Annotated in this window: 12 protein-coding genes and 1 pseudogene; 7 read left to right on the top strand and 6 right to left on the bottom strand. The window is 39.0% G+C overall.

Going from position 1 to position 14,589, the window contains the following annotated elements:
* The first annotated feature begins 142 nt into the window (after positions 1 to 142).
* Complete coding sequence (uvrC, locus tag QI031_RS22500) at positions 143 to 2,020, top strand: excinuclease ABC subunit UvrC (protein WP_281481842.1); 1,878 nt, start codon at positions 143 to 145, stop codon at positions 2,018 to 2,020.
* Positions 2,021 to 2,066: 46 nt separating this feature from the next.
* On the opposite strand, the gene QI031_RS22505 is transcribed toward uvrC, so the two are convergent.
* On the bottom strand, positions 2,067 to 3,137 hold the full coding sequence (locus QI031_RS22505) for a DNA cytosine methyltransferase (RefSeq protein WP_281481843.1): 1,071 nt from the start codon (positions 3,135 to 3,137) through the stop codon (positions 2,067 to 2,069).
* A gap of 794 nt (positions 3,138 to 3,931) precedes the next feature.
* Between QI031_RS22505 and QI031_RS22510 the strand changes: the two genes are divergently transcribed.
* Positions 3,932 to 4,111 (top strand): replication restart DNA helicase PriA, encoded by a 180-nt coding sequence (locus QI031_RS22510; RefSeq protein WP_281481844.1) that lies wholly within the window; start codon positions 3,932 to 3,934, stop codon positions 4,109 to 4,111.
* Between the two features lie 2 nt (positions 4,112 to 4,113).
* Here QI031_RS22510 and rlmN read toward each other — a convergent pair whose 3' ends face one another.
* Positions 4,114 to 5,187 carry a dual-specificity RNA methyltransferase RlmN gene (rlmN, locus tag QI031_RS22515; RefSeq protein ID WP_281481845.1) on the bottom strand — a complete coding sequence of 358 codons (1,074 nt, stop codon included), beginning with the start codon at positions 5,185 to 5,187 and terminating at the stop codon, positions 4,114 to 4,116.
* A 373-nt stretch (positions 5,188 to 5,560) separates the two neighbouring features.
* Here rlmN and QI031_RS22520 point away from each other — a divergent pair.
* A pseudogene (locus QI031_RS22520) lies at positions 5,561 to 6,690 on the top strand (ISAzo13 family transposase).
* Positions 6,691 to 7,057: 367 nt separating this feature from the next.
* Here QI031_RS22520 and QI031_RS22525 read toward each other — a convergent pair.
* Positions 7,058 to 7,654 (bottom strand): hypothetical protein, encoded by a 597-nt coding sequence (locus QI031_RS22525; protein ID WP_281481846.1) that lies wholly within the window; start codon positions 7,652 to 7,654, stop codon positions 7,058 to 7,060.
* Between the two features lie 393 nt (positions 7,655 to 8,047).
* Positions 8,048 to 8,893, bottom strand: coding sequence for a hypothetical protein (locus QI031_RS22530; protein WP_281486100.1), 846 nt, complete (start codon positions 8,891 to 8,893; stop codon positions 8,048 to 8,050).
* A gap of 373 nt (positions 8,894 to 9,266) precedes the next feature.
* Here QI031_RS22530 and QI031_RS22535 point away from each other — a divergent pair, with 373 nt between their 5' ends.
* Together QI031_RS22535 and QI031_RS22540 are read left to right on the top strand one after the other, a co-directional pair.
* Positions 9,267 to 9,509 carry an AbrB/MazE/SpoVT family DNA-binding domain-containing protein gene (locus QI031_RS22535; protein ID WP_281481847.1) on the top strand — a complete coding sequence of 81 codons (243 nt, stop codon included), beginning with the start codon at positions 9,267 to 9,269 and terminating at the stop codon, positions 9,507 to 9,509.
* Positions 9,503 to 9,946 (top strand): type II toxin-antitoxin system PemK/MazF family toxin, encoded by a 444-nt coding sequence (locus tag QI031_RS22540; RefSeq protein ID WP_281481848.1) that lies wholly within the window; start codon positions 9,503 to 9,505, stop codon positions 9,944 to 9,946. The genes QI031_RS22535 and QI031_RS22540 overlap by 7 nt, the downstream gene beginning before the upstream one ends.
* Before the next feature lie 200 nt (positions 9,947 to 10,146).
* On the opposite strand, the gene QI031_RS22545 is transcribed toward QI031_RS22540, so the two are convergent.
* Complete coding sequence (locus QI031_RS22545) at positions 10,147 to 11,085, bottom strand: serine hydrolase (protein WP_281481849.1); 939 nt, start codon at positions 11,083 to 11,085, stop codon at positions 10,147 to 10,149.
* Between the two features lie 22 nt (positions 11,086 to 11,107).
* Between QI031_RS22545 and QI031_RS22550 the strand changes: the two genes are divergently transcribed.
* Positions 11,108 to 11,812, top strand: coding sequence for a C40 family peptidase (locus QI031_RS22550; RefSeq protein WP_281481850.1), 705 nt, complete (start codon positions 11,108 to 11,110; stop codon positions 11,810 to 11,812).
* A 6-nt stretch (positions 11,813 to 11,818) separates the two neighbouring features.
* Positions 11,819 to 12,841 (top strand): glycosyltransferase family 2 protein, encoded by a 1,023-nt coding sequence (locus tag QI031_RS22555; protein ID WP_281481851.1) that lies wholly within the window; start codon positions 11,819 to 11,821, stop codon positions 12,839 to 12,841.
* 169 nt (positions 12,842 to 13,010) lie between these two features.
* On the opposite strand, the gene QI031_RS22560 is transcribed toward QI031_RS22555, so the two are convergent.
* Positions 13,011 to 14,486, bottom strand: a complete 1,476-nt coding sequence (locus tag QI031_RS22560; protein WP_281481852.1) for a GTP-binding protein — start codon at positions 14,484 to 14,486, stop codon at positions 13,011 to 13,013.
* Positions 14,487 to 14,589: the final 103 nt, after the last annotated feature.

A 14,589-nucleotide genomic window follows, 5' to 3' on the forward strand; every position in this document is an offset into this window, starting at 1 on the left:
ATGTAAGTTGAGGATATATCCTAGATGAAGAACTACTATGTGCAGAGTTCATAAATCATCTGTGAAATCAACACAAAAAGTTATTTTTTCTTAAAATAGTAAGTAGGTAACTTTACAAATACAAATTTACCTAATTGAAGTTGTGACAATATCTGCTCAAATACTACCACTGGTTAAAGATCCACAGCGTCTGGAAAGCCGCCTAGCAGAAATTCCGGCGGAACCGGGAGTTTATTTTATGCGGGACGGGAGCGATCGCATTATCTATATAGGTAAATCACGCAAGTTGCGATCGCGTGTTCGTTCTTACTTTCGGGATGGATACAATAAAAGCGATCGCATAGCTACAATGGCTAAACAGGTGAGCGAAATTGAATTTATCGTCACCGATACTGAAACTGAAGCTTTAGCCTTAGAAGCCAACTTAATCAAGCAGCACCAGCCATACTTCAATGTGCTACTTAAGGACGATAAAAAATATCCTTATGTCTGCATTACTTGGTCAGAAGATTATCCACGGATTTTTATTACTCGTAAACGCCAATTAGGTAAAGAAAAAGATAAATTTTACGGGCCTTATACTGATGCTGGTCTCTTGCGAGAAGTTTTGCGAATATCTAAGCGGATTTTTGCACTGCGACAACGACCTCAACCACTCTTTAAAGATCGTCCTTGTTTAAATTATGATTTAGGGCGCTGTCCGGGTGTATGTCAACAGTTGATTTCACCAGAAGAATACCGTAAAACTGTGCAGAAAGTAGCAATGGTATTTCAAGGACGCACTCAAGAATTAATTGATATTTTGACAGAACAGATGCAAACAGCCGCAGAGACGTTAAATTTCGAGTCAGCGGCGCGGATTCGTGACCAAATTGCTGGGTTACAGTCGCTAACTGCGAATCAAAAAGTATCCTTACCAGATGATACAGTTTCACGGGATGCGATTGCCTTGGCAGCTAGCGAACAATATGCCTGTATTCAATTATTTCAGATTCGAGCTGGGCAATTGGTAGGACGGTTAGCATTTGTCGCCGATGCTCATGCAGAACCAGGAGCTATTTTACAACGAGTCTTAGAAGAACATTACCAAACTGCTGACTCGGTGGAAATCCCTACTGAGATTTTAGTACAGCACGAATTACCAGATGCAGCGATCTTGGCTGATGTTTTGACTGGGCGAAAGGGAAAAAAAGTGACGATTTTGGCTCCCCAGCGCCAAACTAAGGCAGAATTAATAGAGATGGTAGAGCGTAATGCTCAGTATGAATTGCAAAGAATGCAAAAAATGGGCGATCGCAATCATCAAGCCATGCAAGATTTAGCCGCCATTATTGATTTACCAGACTTACCCCGCCGCATTGAAGGTTATGACATTTCTCACATTCAAGGCTCAAATGCTGTAGCTTCTCAAGTCGTGTTTATTGACGGACTACCCGCCAAACAAAATTATCGTCACTACAAAATCAAAAATCCTACAGTCACAGCCGGACACTCAGACGACTTTGCTAGTTTGGCTGAAGTGATTCAGCGGCGGTTCCGCAAGTATGGCGAAGATCCACAGTTACAACGAGTAGGTAATCCTGATTGGCCTGATTTAATTATGATCGATGGTGGTAAAGGTCAATTATCATCTGTTGTTGCTGTTTTGCAAGAACATAACTTATTAGAAGACTTGCGAGTTGTGAGTTTGGCGAAGCAGCGAGAAGAGATTTTTCTACCAGGAGAATCTCAACCTTTAAAAACAAACGCAGAACAACCAGGGGTACAGTTGTTGCGACGGTTGCGAGATGAAGCCCATCGCTTTGCTGTGAGTTTCCATCGTCAGCAACGTAGTGATAAATTAAAGCGATCGCGTTTAGATGAAATTCCAGGATTAGGACATCATCGCCAAAAGCAGCTTTTAGGGCATTTTCGCTCAGTCGATTATATTCGTCAAGCTACACCTGCACAACTAGCTGAGGTTTCAGGAATTGGCCCACGGTTAGCGCAAGAAATTTACGATTATTTTCATCCTTCTTGAAAAGTGTGAGTTTTATCTCCACTTTATTCATCAATCATTAATTTACCTAAGATTTCATTCCATTATTGACTATCTCTCCTTCTCTATCTTGATACGAAAAAATTTGTTTTTTAATTTGATTGGCAAGTTCATATATCACTGGTATACATACAGAGTTACCTATCTGTTTATAGCACTCTGCTAAATTGCTATGGATTTTAAAATCATCTGGAAAACCCATAATTCTATAACACTCTCGAATTGTTAATTTACGGACTACATTTTCTTCTGGTATATAAATAAAAAATCTTCCTGAAGTCTCTTGAGAAGGGATTGTTGGGTGTACTCCTGCTATAGAATAAATTCTATTTGGTTGATGATGAACCCGTGATAAATGTTCTGTATTTGGTCTAATACCTGTTTTCCAAATACTTTTATTTCGATATCCTACAAAAATCAAACCTGATGGTTGTTGTTTAGGATTATCTATCATTGTGTATTCTTCAGTATTTAAGTATTCAAATTTTCCTGAAGTACACAAAAACTCGCTCAAGGTAGGAAATATATAAGATTTCCTGAGATTTTTAAAATTAAATTTTCTAGTTTTTGTAGCAATAAATATTACTCTTTCTCTATTCTGTGGTAAGCCAAAATCTCTAGAGTTAACTGTTTCGTAGTTAACTACATAACCCATATCTTCTAAAGAATACAGTATTACTTCTAATGTTCTACCTTGATCGTGATGTAATATATGCTTAACATTTTCCAGAACAACAACAGGAGGATTAATATGCTCAATAATTTCGCAAATATGAAAAAATAAAGTACCTCTAGTGTCATGAAAACCTTTTCTTCGTCCGCAAATACTAAAAGGTTGACAAGGAAAACCAGCCGTTAAAACATCAAAATAAGGTAAAGTTTTTAAATCAATTTTTCTGATATCAGATTTAGGCTTGTCTCCAAAATTATTTAAGTAAACCTCTTGACACGCCTGATCAATCTCGCAAGAAAATACACATTCATAGTCAGCTTTTTCAAAAGCTAATCTAAAACCTCCAATACCAGCAAATAAATCAGCAAACTTTAATCTTAATTCCTCCATAAAAATTAGTAAAATTTTGTTTAAAGAAGTGAGCATTATATTATAACAAAATCTAACTATTTTAAATATTAGTTATTTGCAACTTTGATTATTTTTCAGATAATTCAAAATATTTTTTTATAAAAATAATCAAGCTAAATACTTACTATCGATGCGATCGCGTTTAAATAAAATTCCAGGATTAGGATATCATCGCTAAAAACAGCTTTTCGGGCATTTTTGCTTAGTTGACTATATTTCGTCAAGCTACACCTGCACAACTAGCTGAAGTTTCAGAAATCACTGACAAGCAGCTAAGGGTTAAAGTTGCGGCGTTCGTTATTTGTTGCTTATTAACTAACAGTTATGGGTTGATACTACAAAAAATCTTCATATAAGTCTATCTTAGACTCAAAGAGAAGTCGCAGATAGGTTCCTCTAACTCGCGTTATATCGCCATCCAAATCTTAACTGAATCTTAAGAGAGATATTTTGTAGCTAAGGATACAGTAATTTCCGGCTTTTAATTTTTGAATACAAGAACGGCTTATTTTGCATTTGTCTGAAATGACTACAAATAAGTCTCTCTCAAGGCATTAATCATAGGGATCACTCCTTCTCTAAACAGTAGTTTACCAGAAAACTAATTTATGTATCTAAAGCAGGATGGTAAAATCACCTAGATTTTAAGATAATGTGCAAAGAACTCAATTTTTTTCAAATCTAAATTCTTGTTTAAAATAATTAGCTGATATCTTGGCTATTTGTTACTTTAGGTCAACTCAAAATATTTTCTGAGTTAAATTACGGTTTTCCAACCAAAAATAGTTACACACACCAGGGGTAAAAAAATGCATACAATACAAAAAATTCACTGCCCAAATTGCGGCAGTGATGCAGAGCGTCACTATATTTCTGATAGTCAATTAACTCGCACACAATGCCCGACTTGTGACTACTTAATGATCAGTTGTACCCGTACTGGTAAAGTTATTGAGGCTTATGCCCCAGGTATTCTGGCAAAAAGATAAAGTTAGGAATTATGATTTCCTTTACTTGTACGTAGTTGTCCACACGCAGCATCAGCTTCTAACCCACGAGAATAGCGAACGCTCACAGCAATTTGTTGTTGTTTAAGAACTTGAACAAAAGCTTGAATACGATCGCGGTTGGGGCGTTTATAATCAACTTCTGCAATGGGGTTGTAGGGAATCAAATTCACATGACTTTGGAATCCTCGTAGACATTTTGCCAGTTGCAGTGCGTGTTCTGGCAAATCGTTCACCCCAGCAAGGAGGATATATTCAAAAGTTACACGCCGCCCGGTTATTTCTACATATTCCCGACATTCAGCTAACAAATCTTCTAAAGGATAAGAACGGGCGCTAGGGATAAGTTGTTTCCGCAATGCTTGATTAGGTGCGTGGAGACTAACAGCAAGAGTAATTTGTAAATTATGTTGAGCAAATTCACGGATGCGATCGCGTATCCCAACTGTAGAAACAGTTAGCGATCGCGCTCCTATGCCAACATCTTGATTTAAAGATTTTAAAGCTGCTAAAACATTCTCAGTATTTAGTAATGGTTCACCCATACCCATAAATACCACATTGCTCACCCGTTGTTGAAAATCTTCTTGTACAGTTAAGACTTGATCAACAATTTCATACCTTTTAAGGTTGCGTTTGTAACCTCCTTTACCTGTGGCGCAAAAATCACACGCCATTGGACAACCTACCTGAGTAGAAACACATACTGTTAAACGCTTATCTGTGGGAATACCAACGGTTTCAATGATTTGATTATCTGCAAGTTTTAGAAGATATTTAACAGTAGCATCGGCAGCTACAGCACGGTGATGGATGGTTGAGCGACCGATGGGTATTTCTGTTGCTTCCGCCCGCCATTGCTTAGGAAAGACAGAAATATCAGCTAGCGATCGCACTTGCTTTTGATAAATCCACTCATGTAGTTGTTTTCCTCTATAAGCGGGTTGTCCTTGCTGCTGTACCCATGCAGTTAGTTCAGCCAGAGAAGCACCTAGCAAGGGAGGAATTTCGTGTAATTTAACTGAGTCAACCTGAGAAACAAGAGGCGTAACAGACATAAGGAATCAAGAAATCAAAAGTTGACGTTGAATCTCTATCCTATAGCTTCTTGCTCTAGATTAGAATTGAGAGCCTAGGTTGCTGATTAAAATATAGCGGTTTTTATTTTTTACTTTTGCCGACCTGTACTAGGGGACTTCCAAGGAATAAAATGACCAATTATAATAATGATAATCATTCTAAGGGGGGAAGGAGAAGCAGCCGCAGGCTGCTTCTCCTTCCCCCCTATTCGTAGTAAATTCAATTTGGAGGGAATTTTGTGGGTGGACAGGAGTGTTGCTCGAATTAACTGATTCAGTCAAAAAAGTATTCAAGGAAACAGCAAACCAACTCAAAGGTGCAGCAAGGCGGCGTTTTCAAGCACAAATTGTCATGGAATTAGGTTACGGAGGACAATTACTGGCTCAAAAAGAATTGGGCTGGGATAGAAATACTATTCGTAAAGGAATTAAAGAACTAACCAGTGGGATTAGTTGTATAGATAATTATTCAGCTAGGGGTAGATGGAAAGTAGAAGAGCATTTACCAAACCTGTTAGAAGATATCAAAAAATTAGTTGATTTCCAAAGCCAAACAGATCCAAGTTTTAAAAGCCAAAGGCTGTATACACGCCTAACTGCTAGTCAGGTCAGAAAGCTATTAATTGATAAATTTGGTTATACGGATGAACAGTTACCTACTGAAGAAACAATGAGAGTTAAATTGAATGATTTAGGTTATAGACTCAAGCGAGTAGCAAAAGTTTTACCTCAAAAAAAATTCCAGAAACAGACGCAATCTTTGAACAATTAGCAATAGTTAATCAATCCGCCCTGGATGATCCAAGTATCTTACGTCTCAGTCTGGATGCCAAAGCCCGTGTAGATATTGGCTACTTTGACAGAGGAGGTAAAAACCGAGTTGTCACAGAAACAGAAGACCATAATTTTCATCCAAAAACTACCGTAACTCCTTACGGCATCTTCCTTCCAGAATTAGACGAACTATTTTTATACTTTACAGAGTCTAATGTAACGAGTGATTTTATTGTAGACGTTCTAGAAGATTTTTGGAAGAGTGAGAGTTGGCGATTTTCCTCAATAAAAACCCTGATTATTAACCAGGATAATGGGACAGATAATAATTCTAGACGTACCCAGTTTATGAAACGTATCGTTGAGTTTGTTCATGAATATCAACTGAATATACGTTTAGCCTACTATCCACCCTATCACAGCAAATATAATCCCATCGAGCGAGTATGGGGGATATTAGAAAATTCTTGGAATGGCAGTATTTTAGATGAAGTTGCAACCGCTTTAAAATTTGCTCAAAACATGACGTGGAAAGGTAAGAATCCTGTGGTTAAGTTAGTGACTCAAACTTATGAAACTGGGGTTACTCTTACTAAGGAGGCTATGTCTGCTGTTGAAAAACAAATAGAAAGACTCACTAACTCGGAACATGAAAAATTTCCCGATTTAGGCAAATGGTTTGTTGATATTTGTTGTGGCAGCACTTAATTTTCACTCTTCAGTTTTTAAATCTAAAAACATGAATATTAATTATGATATTGCACTGAAATTATTTACAGAGTGCAGATGCAGACTTTTCCTTCTGTGTTTGAGGGGGTAAGAGGTGGTTGCCGACGGCAACCACCTCTTACCCTTTCAGAATGATTATCATTATCTCTTAAAGATTAACTTATGATTTTTGCTGATTAATTTATTTCTTGGAAGTCCCTAGGGAATCCGCGGGTTAATAGTGTCCCAAGCAATCGGGTTTCGACACTTCGACAGGCTCAGTGCAGCGCTGCGTTCAACCTTCAACTGTCGAGAGTTGAGCGCAGTCGAAACTCGGTTTAGTGGTACTTTCTTTTTACGCAAGTCCCTAGCGTTTGTTAATACTAGCCTCTAGTGTTTTGACTTGGGTTTGTAGCTCTTCAACTGTTTGTAAATGCGATCGCTCTAACGAATAACTTAACCAAATAAAACTACCACCAAAGATAGTAATTATACTCACTAAAACACCAGTAAGTACTTTCACTTGCGATCGCAAAAGTTTAACTTCTTGAATTTGATATTGAGATTGAGGCAGAGAATTGAGTGTAGGGGCTTGATTTTCTACAATTACTGGCGTTTTGGATTTCTCTACTACTTTGAAAGCAATTTGACCTTGTAGCCATTTCGCAATTAACCGAGGACAATTTTTCTTAAACCAGCGCCAAGCAATAATTCTAAATACTGGTTTGGGCAGATTAGACATCAGTCTTAGAGTTCCTTTGAGAGTCTGAGACTGAAATCTTTGGTTTATCAGGTTCACTGAACCTATCTCATAGAGACAATTCAATATCAGCTTAACTGTAATTTCCTCTCTATAAATCAAGTTTTCTAACAAGAGAAGAACATCACGCATAATTTCTTCTTCTCTTTTTTGATCGTTCTCTAAGTTTTTAAGATTATTTGATATTTTTATTGGATTAGTCATTGAGTTTTGTCTTAATGAAATTCTTTTTTCTATTTAAAGTAAAACTTGAAAATATAAAAGTGAGAAAAACGCTTTATTTAAATAAATTACAACTCCTCATTTAAATAGTTATCAGCATTAGAATATTTACTCCAAACTGTGAGAATATTTAAAATTTAATTTCATCATTTCCTAACAACTTCATCAAAATGATTCTTGCTTTGGCTCTTAGTAGAGCGCTAACAAGCTTTAAAAGAGGGAGCTAAAATCTTGACATTATGAAACTTTTAAGTCTATTTTCTGTTATCTGCTCCTTACTATAATTATCTATTATTTTGACTCAAATTTCTAGTAGTTAAAAATAAAAGGCAAAAGCACTTTTCACTTTTGCCTTTTATTTTAGAGATGATTAAATTAGAAGCCAGTAAAGTTGTAACCAACTCCTAGCAACAAACCAATATCAGTTTCATCAAAGAATGCAGCGTTGACAGCCGCCGTTGCTGTAAACTGAGAATTGAGAGGTACATCGATACCACCAGAAGCCAAAAAGCCAACTTCTGAGTCATCGCCGGTGTTAATGGCTGCACCTATTCCTACATAAGGTGCGATCGCTAATGGTTCGCTAAATGGATCAGTTTGCTGAAAAGCAAAGTCATAAGTGATGGGAAGTAAAATTGTGGTGTTGTCACCAAACACAGCTGATGGCCTTACTGATAGGGCGTTTGTCAACCCAACTTTACTGATGACTGCAAAGTTACCATCACCCAAAGACGATTCACCACCATTTATACCAATATTACCAGCCACACCGATATAGCTGCTGCCACCACGGGTAGGTCTACCTAAATCAATATCTGATTGCGCTACTTGAGGAGCAGATGGTTGAGAGGTAGATGAAGTAGGTTCTGCATACTCGTTTACAAGTGCCATCGATGAGGTTGCTACTGTTCCAGGAACAGGTGTGAGTATGCGATCGCCTGTTACTTCTGTGTTAGCACTAGGAAACTGTTGTAACGTGGTTACATCAGATACTAGTGCTTGATTAGTGTTAGCAGTTGTTTCAGTGGTAAGATTTTGACGATTAGCCTTGAGTTTAGCGCTCAAATCGTTGGAAGGCGTTGCAGTTGCGGAAGGCTCAGTTAACTGCTGATTTTGAGTCTGATTCACAGTTTGGGCGGTAGCAGATAAACCAGTACCCAGAACTGCAACAGCAGCTAAACTTGGCAATAAAACGCCTTTACGAAAAAAAATAGTATTCACATTTACTCCTAACAGAACATTGCCACAATCAGTATGTTGTGGTTCTAAATCAACAAATTTGGGCAATATTCAAACTCTAGCACCTGAAAATCGATTCTTACATCCTGAAAAAGGGGGAATTGCGTTAATGGCTGATCTCCAAGCAAAGGTTATAACGAGGAGCGATCGCGAAACTTCCTTTTGCAATAGACTAATTTAGGAAATGCAGTATTTTTTATACTGAAATTTATAAATAAATACGAGGGTGTTGACACCCTATAGATAAATATGTATATTCAAAGTATATACGTTAAACGTATGATAGCATTTTGCTTTGACTAAGAAAACGGAAGCTTAAACGTGAGGTTTTCACGAAATTATCTTGGAGCTAACTATGACAGCTGTTGTTGCTAAATGGGGAAATAGTTTAGCTATCAGGATTCCAAAATTGATAGCTGAACAAGCACAGATAACTGAAGGCATTAGTATAGATTTTTCCGTAGAAGGGAACAGTATTATTATCACGCCACAAAAAATAAGAAGATATACTCTTGATGAGTTATTGGAAGGGATGACTCCTGAGAATTTTCATTCTGAATTTGAAACTGGCAATATTGTGGGGAATGAAGATTGGTAGTTAAACCATATTTTCCTGAAAGAGGAGATATTATCAAATTAGAGTTTGGAGCAAAGAAACAATTTACTGTTGATTCAATTCAGCGTGCATTTGCCCTTCATAAAGCTGGAATATCATTTGAAGACATTGCTATAACGCTGAATAATGAACTTCAACAACAAGGACGCGAACAACAGGGATACCGCCCTGTTCTGGTTATATCTCCAATTAGATACAATCAAATGTCTTCTCTAGTTTTGGCGTGTCCTATAACCAGTAAATCAAAAGGACTTAAATTTGAAGTTCCGCTTACTGAAGATATGAAAACAGCAGGAGTTGTGCTAGCTGATCAAATTAAAACACTTGACTGGAAAGCTAGAAAAGTAAAATTTGTTGAAACAGTTGCAGCAGATTTAATAGAAGAAGTGCAAGCAAAGTTAGAAACATTAATTTTCTAAATTAGCTTTTGTGTAGGATTTTAATAGCAAACCAATACCATTATGACTTACGCAATAACTCTCTGAAACTCCTATTTCTCAGTGTCCTCTGCGTCCTCTGCGGTAGCCTACGGCAAGCCCTTTGGTCTATGTTTTTCAATGACTTTGCATAAGTCCTGATTATTAAAGAATGCCCTCATAAATTTTCCGAGGGCATTCTTTTATAAACTGCTAACTGCTTCAGCAAATAGCTTCGAGACAAAAGGCAAAATAGCGCGGCTTTTAGCGTGTGCTTTACCTTCAGTAAATACTACTAAAAGGTAAGGACGCTGTTCTGGTAACTCAATATACCCTGCATCATGACGGACTTGGCTTGTCCAACCTGCTTTTGACCAAATTTGAGCATTTTGGGTCAGACCACTGCCTAAAAAACCTGTTACTTGATCTTCTTCTACATCTGTGGGCAAATCGTCTGGGTTGAGGCTGCGTTTAAGCAAAGCCATCATTGCTTGCGATCGCTCACTGGAAACTGCTACTCCCCCTACAATACTATGAAGCAATCGAGCGATCGCATTAGTTGTCACCATATTACGATTGTCTAGCATCTCACCGTAAAATGCCCTCTCCCGTCCATAAGGACCGTCACCCCAAGTTTTTTGACAGACGTTAATCGTCTGCATTTCTTCCCAGCCTAAAGACTGATAATAGCGATTAATAATATTACGCTGATATTTCCAGGTTTCAAAAGGGCCAGTTGGTAACTCTGGCCCGGAAGTAGTACCACTGAGAATATCCACAACTAAACTAGTAGCATCGTTGCTAGAGTCCACAATCATATCGCGTAAGGCTCGCTCTAATTCTTGAGAAGTCTGGCTCATGCCTTTTTCTAGCCATTCATTCACTGCTACTAGGTAAAATAGCTTGACTACACTTGCGGGGTAAATACGTTCAACACCGCGATAAGTGAAACCACGGACTGGGTGATTCCAAAAAGCGTCAGGAGTCAAAGCGCCACCAGTATTTACCGGGACTGGCGGATCGTAAACAATCCAAGTTAGAGCAATTTGATTACGAGCTAAATTTGGAAATGTTGCCCAAGTTGCATCTAAAATGCCATTACCCAGATTTTCAAGTTGTTCGTCTTTTCTAAAGAAAATCATTATTAGCTATTCACCTTGAAGAATGCTTTCTAATTTAAAATCCCAGATCCCAAATTCCCAAGTGGGAGAATACCAATGTCTTGCTGATCTGAACTTATATGATTCTCCTGCATGTACGCGTTTAGCAACTCAAGCCGCTTGTGGGCGACATTTACAAGTAACATCAAATCATCAGAACTCAGCAGTCGAGGTTTATTTATGTGAGGATGATTATCCAGGGTGGGTATCCCTTGCTGATTTGAGTTTATTACAACCTGCTAGTGTACTTTATCAGGCTAAATCATTTTCTGAGTTTGACATCAAAAAACTGCTACCAGAGGCGATCGCTTTCACACAAAAAGCCATGCAACAGTCAAATTATTACCTTTGGGGTGGCACGGTCGGCCCGAATTATGACTGTTCTGGTTTGATGCAGGCGGCATTTGTTTCTGTAGGTATTTGGTTGCCTAGAGATGCTTATCAACAAGAAGATTTCACCCAGGCAATTGCCATTGCCAACTTAGAACCAGGGGATTTAGTCTTTTTTGGGACTCCTGAAAAAGCCACTCATGTCGGACTTTATTTAGGAGATAAATCTTACATCCATAGTTCTGGACAAAACCAAGGAAGAAATGGTATTGGAATTGACATACTCTCGGAACAGGGAGATGCGGTGAGTCAGTCATACTATCAGCAGCTGCGAGGCGCTGGTAGAGTTATTCAAAGTTACAAACCACGAAGAGCCTGAGGAATTATGAGGAGTGGGTTAATTTCGGAAGGGATTACTGGTGACAATGGAGGAATTTCAGCCATTGTTCCCGATGTTTCGGTGGTAGTGCCAGTGCGCGATGAAGTGGAAAGTTTACCACTTTTATTAGAGGCGATCGCATCTACATTATCTGCTAGTCAATTAAGTTATGAAATCATTTGTGTGGATGATGGTTCTAGTGATGGTTCAGGAGAATTTCTTAAAACCCAAGCGCAAATCCGCCCTGATTTAAAAGCGATAATTTTACGACGTAATTACGGTCAAACTGCGGCCATGTCGGCTGGGTTTAAACATGCACTAGGCAAAGCAATTGTTACTTTAGATGCTGACCTCCAAAACGATCCGGCTGATATCCCCATGTTGTTGGCAAAATTAGATGAAGGCTACGACTTGGTGAGTGGTTGGCGGCAAAAACGCCAAGATGGAGCCGTCAAGCGATTACTTCCTTCCAAAATTGCTAACTGGCTAATTCGACGCACCACTAGCGTCAATATTCATGACTACGGCTGTTCGCTCAAAGCTTATCGTGCGGAATTGGTGGCAGATATGAACCTCTACGGGGAATTACACCGATTTTTACCTGCTTTAGCCTACATTGAAGGAGCAAGAATTACAGAAATGCCCGTGCGTCATCATGCCCGTCGTTTTGGTCGCAGTAAGTATGGACTGTCGCGGACATTCCGGGTATTGATGGATTTATTAACTATTTTATTCATGAAGAAATTCTTGACCCGCCCGATGCACGTTTTTGGGTTGTTGGGTTTAACTTCAATGTTTGCAGGAGGACTAATCGGAATTTACTTAACTTTTGTCAAATTGGCTTTTCAAGAAGATATTGGCAATCGCCCCTTGCTAATCTTGGCAGTTCTTTTATTAGTAACGGGAGTACAGCTATTTTGCTTTGGTCTTTTAGCAGAATTACTGATGCGTACATACCATGAATCCCAAGGTCGCCCCATCTATCGCGTGCGGGAGGTAGTGTTTCATCGCATTAATCCTGATAGCTGATGATATAACAGGGAACAGGGAACAGGGAATAGGCTTGAAAGTCTCTTGGTATCAGGGTTTTAGGATCAGCTTATGTCCTAAACTATTTGGCAACAGCTATAGTTAGATCCCCGACTTAGGATACAGCTGGCGAATACGCCAGTTATATCCTTCAAGGGGTGGGATGAGCTTAATGTTTGAATTTTACCTTGTGGAGCAATTCATCTTTAATGCGATTGAGTATTGAAGTCTCATCAAGATTGGCTAAAATCCGACTGATTACTGCTTTTGGCCCTTCTGACCCCCAAGTTGCCCCATTTGCTAAATAAGCCTTGGTGACTTGTCCAATGCCATAAGAAGAAACCCCAGCTACACTTGCTTGAGTTATAGCCACAGTCATATATGGGACTAAAGAAGCACCACCAGTTACTGGTGCAGAGATGCCTAATAAAGTTTTCAGTCCACTTAAGCCTAAATTTGCTAGTAATTCACTTGCACCAATACCGCCCATACTCAGGGCAATTTTTTGTAATAGTTGCACAGCACCACTTTCGCTCATTGGGATGCCATAGAGTTTAGATAAACCCAAAATTAAAGCAATATCAATAACAACACTACTAACAATATCTACTACTGTAACGGGATTAAGAGCGATCGCCACTGCTTTTGTCATTACAGCCTTCCAAATCAACTGATTGGCATTTTGTTCGCGAATCATCAGTTTTCGCTCTACCAATTGCTCATTCACCGTGTCAGCATAAAGCATCGTGTTAAGAGCAACTAAAGCTTTACCCTCACGATGCAAAATCTCCAAAATTTTTAGTTTCAGTTCTTCAATTTGAGCAGTGCCTGTACGCAACTGCAATCCTCTAGTCCCATCGGGGCGAATAACTGCTGTTTTCCTTAATGGTGATGCTGCCGACATGACAATTTCTAAAGGTGTAAGTAACTCCCGTACCCTTTCATCCCGGATTTTCTGATAAATTGCCATCCGGTCTGCTTCTGGATACTGGTCTATTTTGTTAAACACCAAAATGATTGGTTTACCTGCTTCCCGTAACTGAGACAAAGCTTCATGTTCTATCTTTGTCATATCACCCGCAATCACAAACAAAATTAAATCTGCCTGTTTTGCCACCTGTTCAGCTAATGCTGCACGAGTATCACCATCTACTTCGTCTAACCCCGGAGTGTCAATTAATTCCACTTGAGATTGACCAACAGCTGGGAGAGTCACCCGCAAAGCCCGTTCAGTTTCTCCAATCGTTTCTTCACTAATACTCCAGTTAACTCGTTGTGCTGCACGGGTAACACCATGCAACGGCCCCGTTTCAAAAACTGTTTGCCCAACTAAGGCATTTAGTAGCGAAGACTTACCGCGTCCCACCATACCAAAAGCAGCAATTTGAACCACCATGCGGTCTAACTTGCCCAACATGGTTTCCAAATCAGCAATTTCCGCCTCTAAGCCGGATTTTTCTTGGGGAGTGAGGTCGAGATTAGTGACTAAGTTTCGCAGTGCTGTTTGTGCTTGTTTATAGTTAAGTTCCTTCTGAATGTCTTCAAAGTCAAAAATGGCACTATCTAATTCTTCCTCCCAGTTGAGAGAATTTGCATTAGTGTCACCTGGATTGCTTTGATGAGGATCTGGCAATGTGGAAGTCATATCACTTTCAAGTTTGACATTGGGGATTTTAAATTCACCCTATTTCTTATCCTAGTTATTTTTAACAAGGTATTGGGGCATGAGGAAGCAGGGGAGCTGGCGA

The sequence above is a fragment of the Halotia branconii CENA392 genome (assembly GCF_029953635.1).
Taxonomy (GTDB): domain Bacteria; phylum Cyanobacteriota; class Cyanobacteriia; order Cyanobacteriales; family Nostocaceae; genus Halotia; species Halotia branconii.

Excerpts from the sequence above, each read along its gene's own strand:
- QI031_RS22505 (WP_281481843.1), bottom strand. The coding sequence starts at position 3,137 with ATGCTCACTTCTTTAAACAAAATTTTACTAATTTTTATGGAGGAATTA.
- QI031_RS22510 (WP_281481844.1), top strand. The coding sequence starts at position 3,932 with ATGCATACAATACAAAAAATTCACTGCCCAAATTGCGGCAGTGATGCA.
- rlmN (WP_281481845.1), bottom strand. The coding sequence starts at position 5,187 with ATGTCTGTTACGCCTCTTGTTTCTCAGGTTGACTCAGTTAAATTACAC.
- QI031_RS22525 (WP_281481846.1), bottom strand. The coding sequence starts at position 7,654 with ATGACTAATCCAATAAAAATATCAAATAATCTTAAAAACTTAGAGAAC.
- QI031_RS22535 (WP_281481847.1), top strand. The coding sequence starts at position 9,267 with ATGACAGCTGTTGTTGCTAAATGGGGAAATAGTTTAGCTATCAGGATT.
- QI031_RS22545 (WP_281481849.1), bottom strand. The coding sequence starts at position 11,085 with ATGATTTTCTTTAGAAAAGACGAACAACTTGAAAATCTGGGTAATGGC.
- QI031_RS22550 (WP_281481850.1), top strand. The coding sequence starts at position 11,108 with ATGCTTTCTAATTTAAAATCCCAGATCCCAAATTCCCAAGTGGGAGAA.
- QI031_RS22555 (WP_281481851.1), top strand. The coding sequence starts at position 11,819 with ATGAGGAGTGGGTTAATTTCGGAAGGGATTACTGGTGACAATGGAGGA.
- QI031_RS22560 (WP_281481852.1), bottom strand. The coding sequence starts at position 14,486 with ATGACTTCCACATTGCCAGATCCTCATCAAAGCAATCCAGGTGACACT.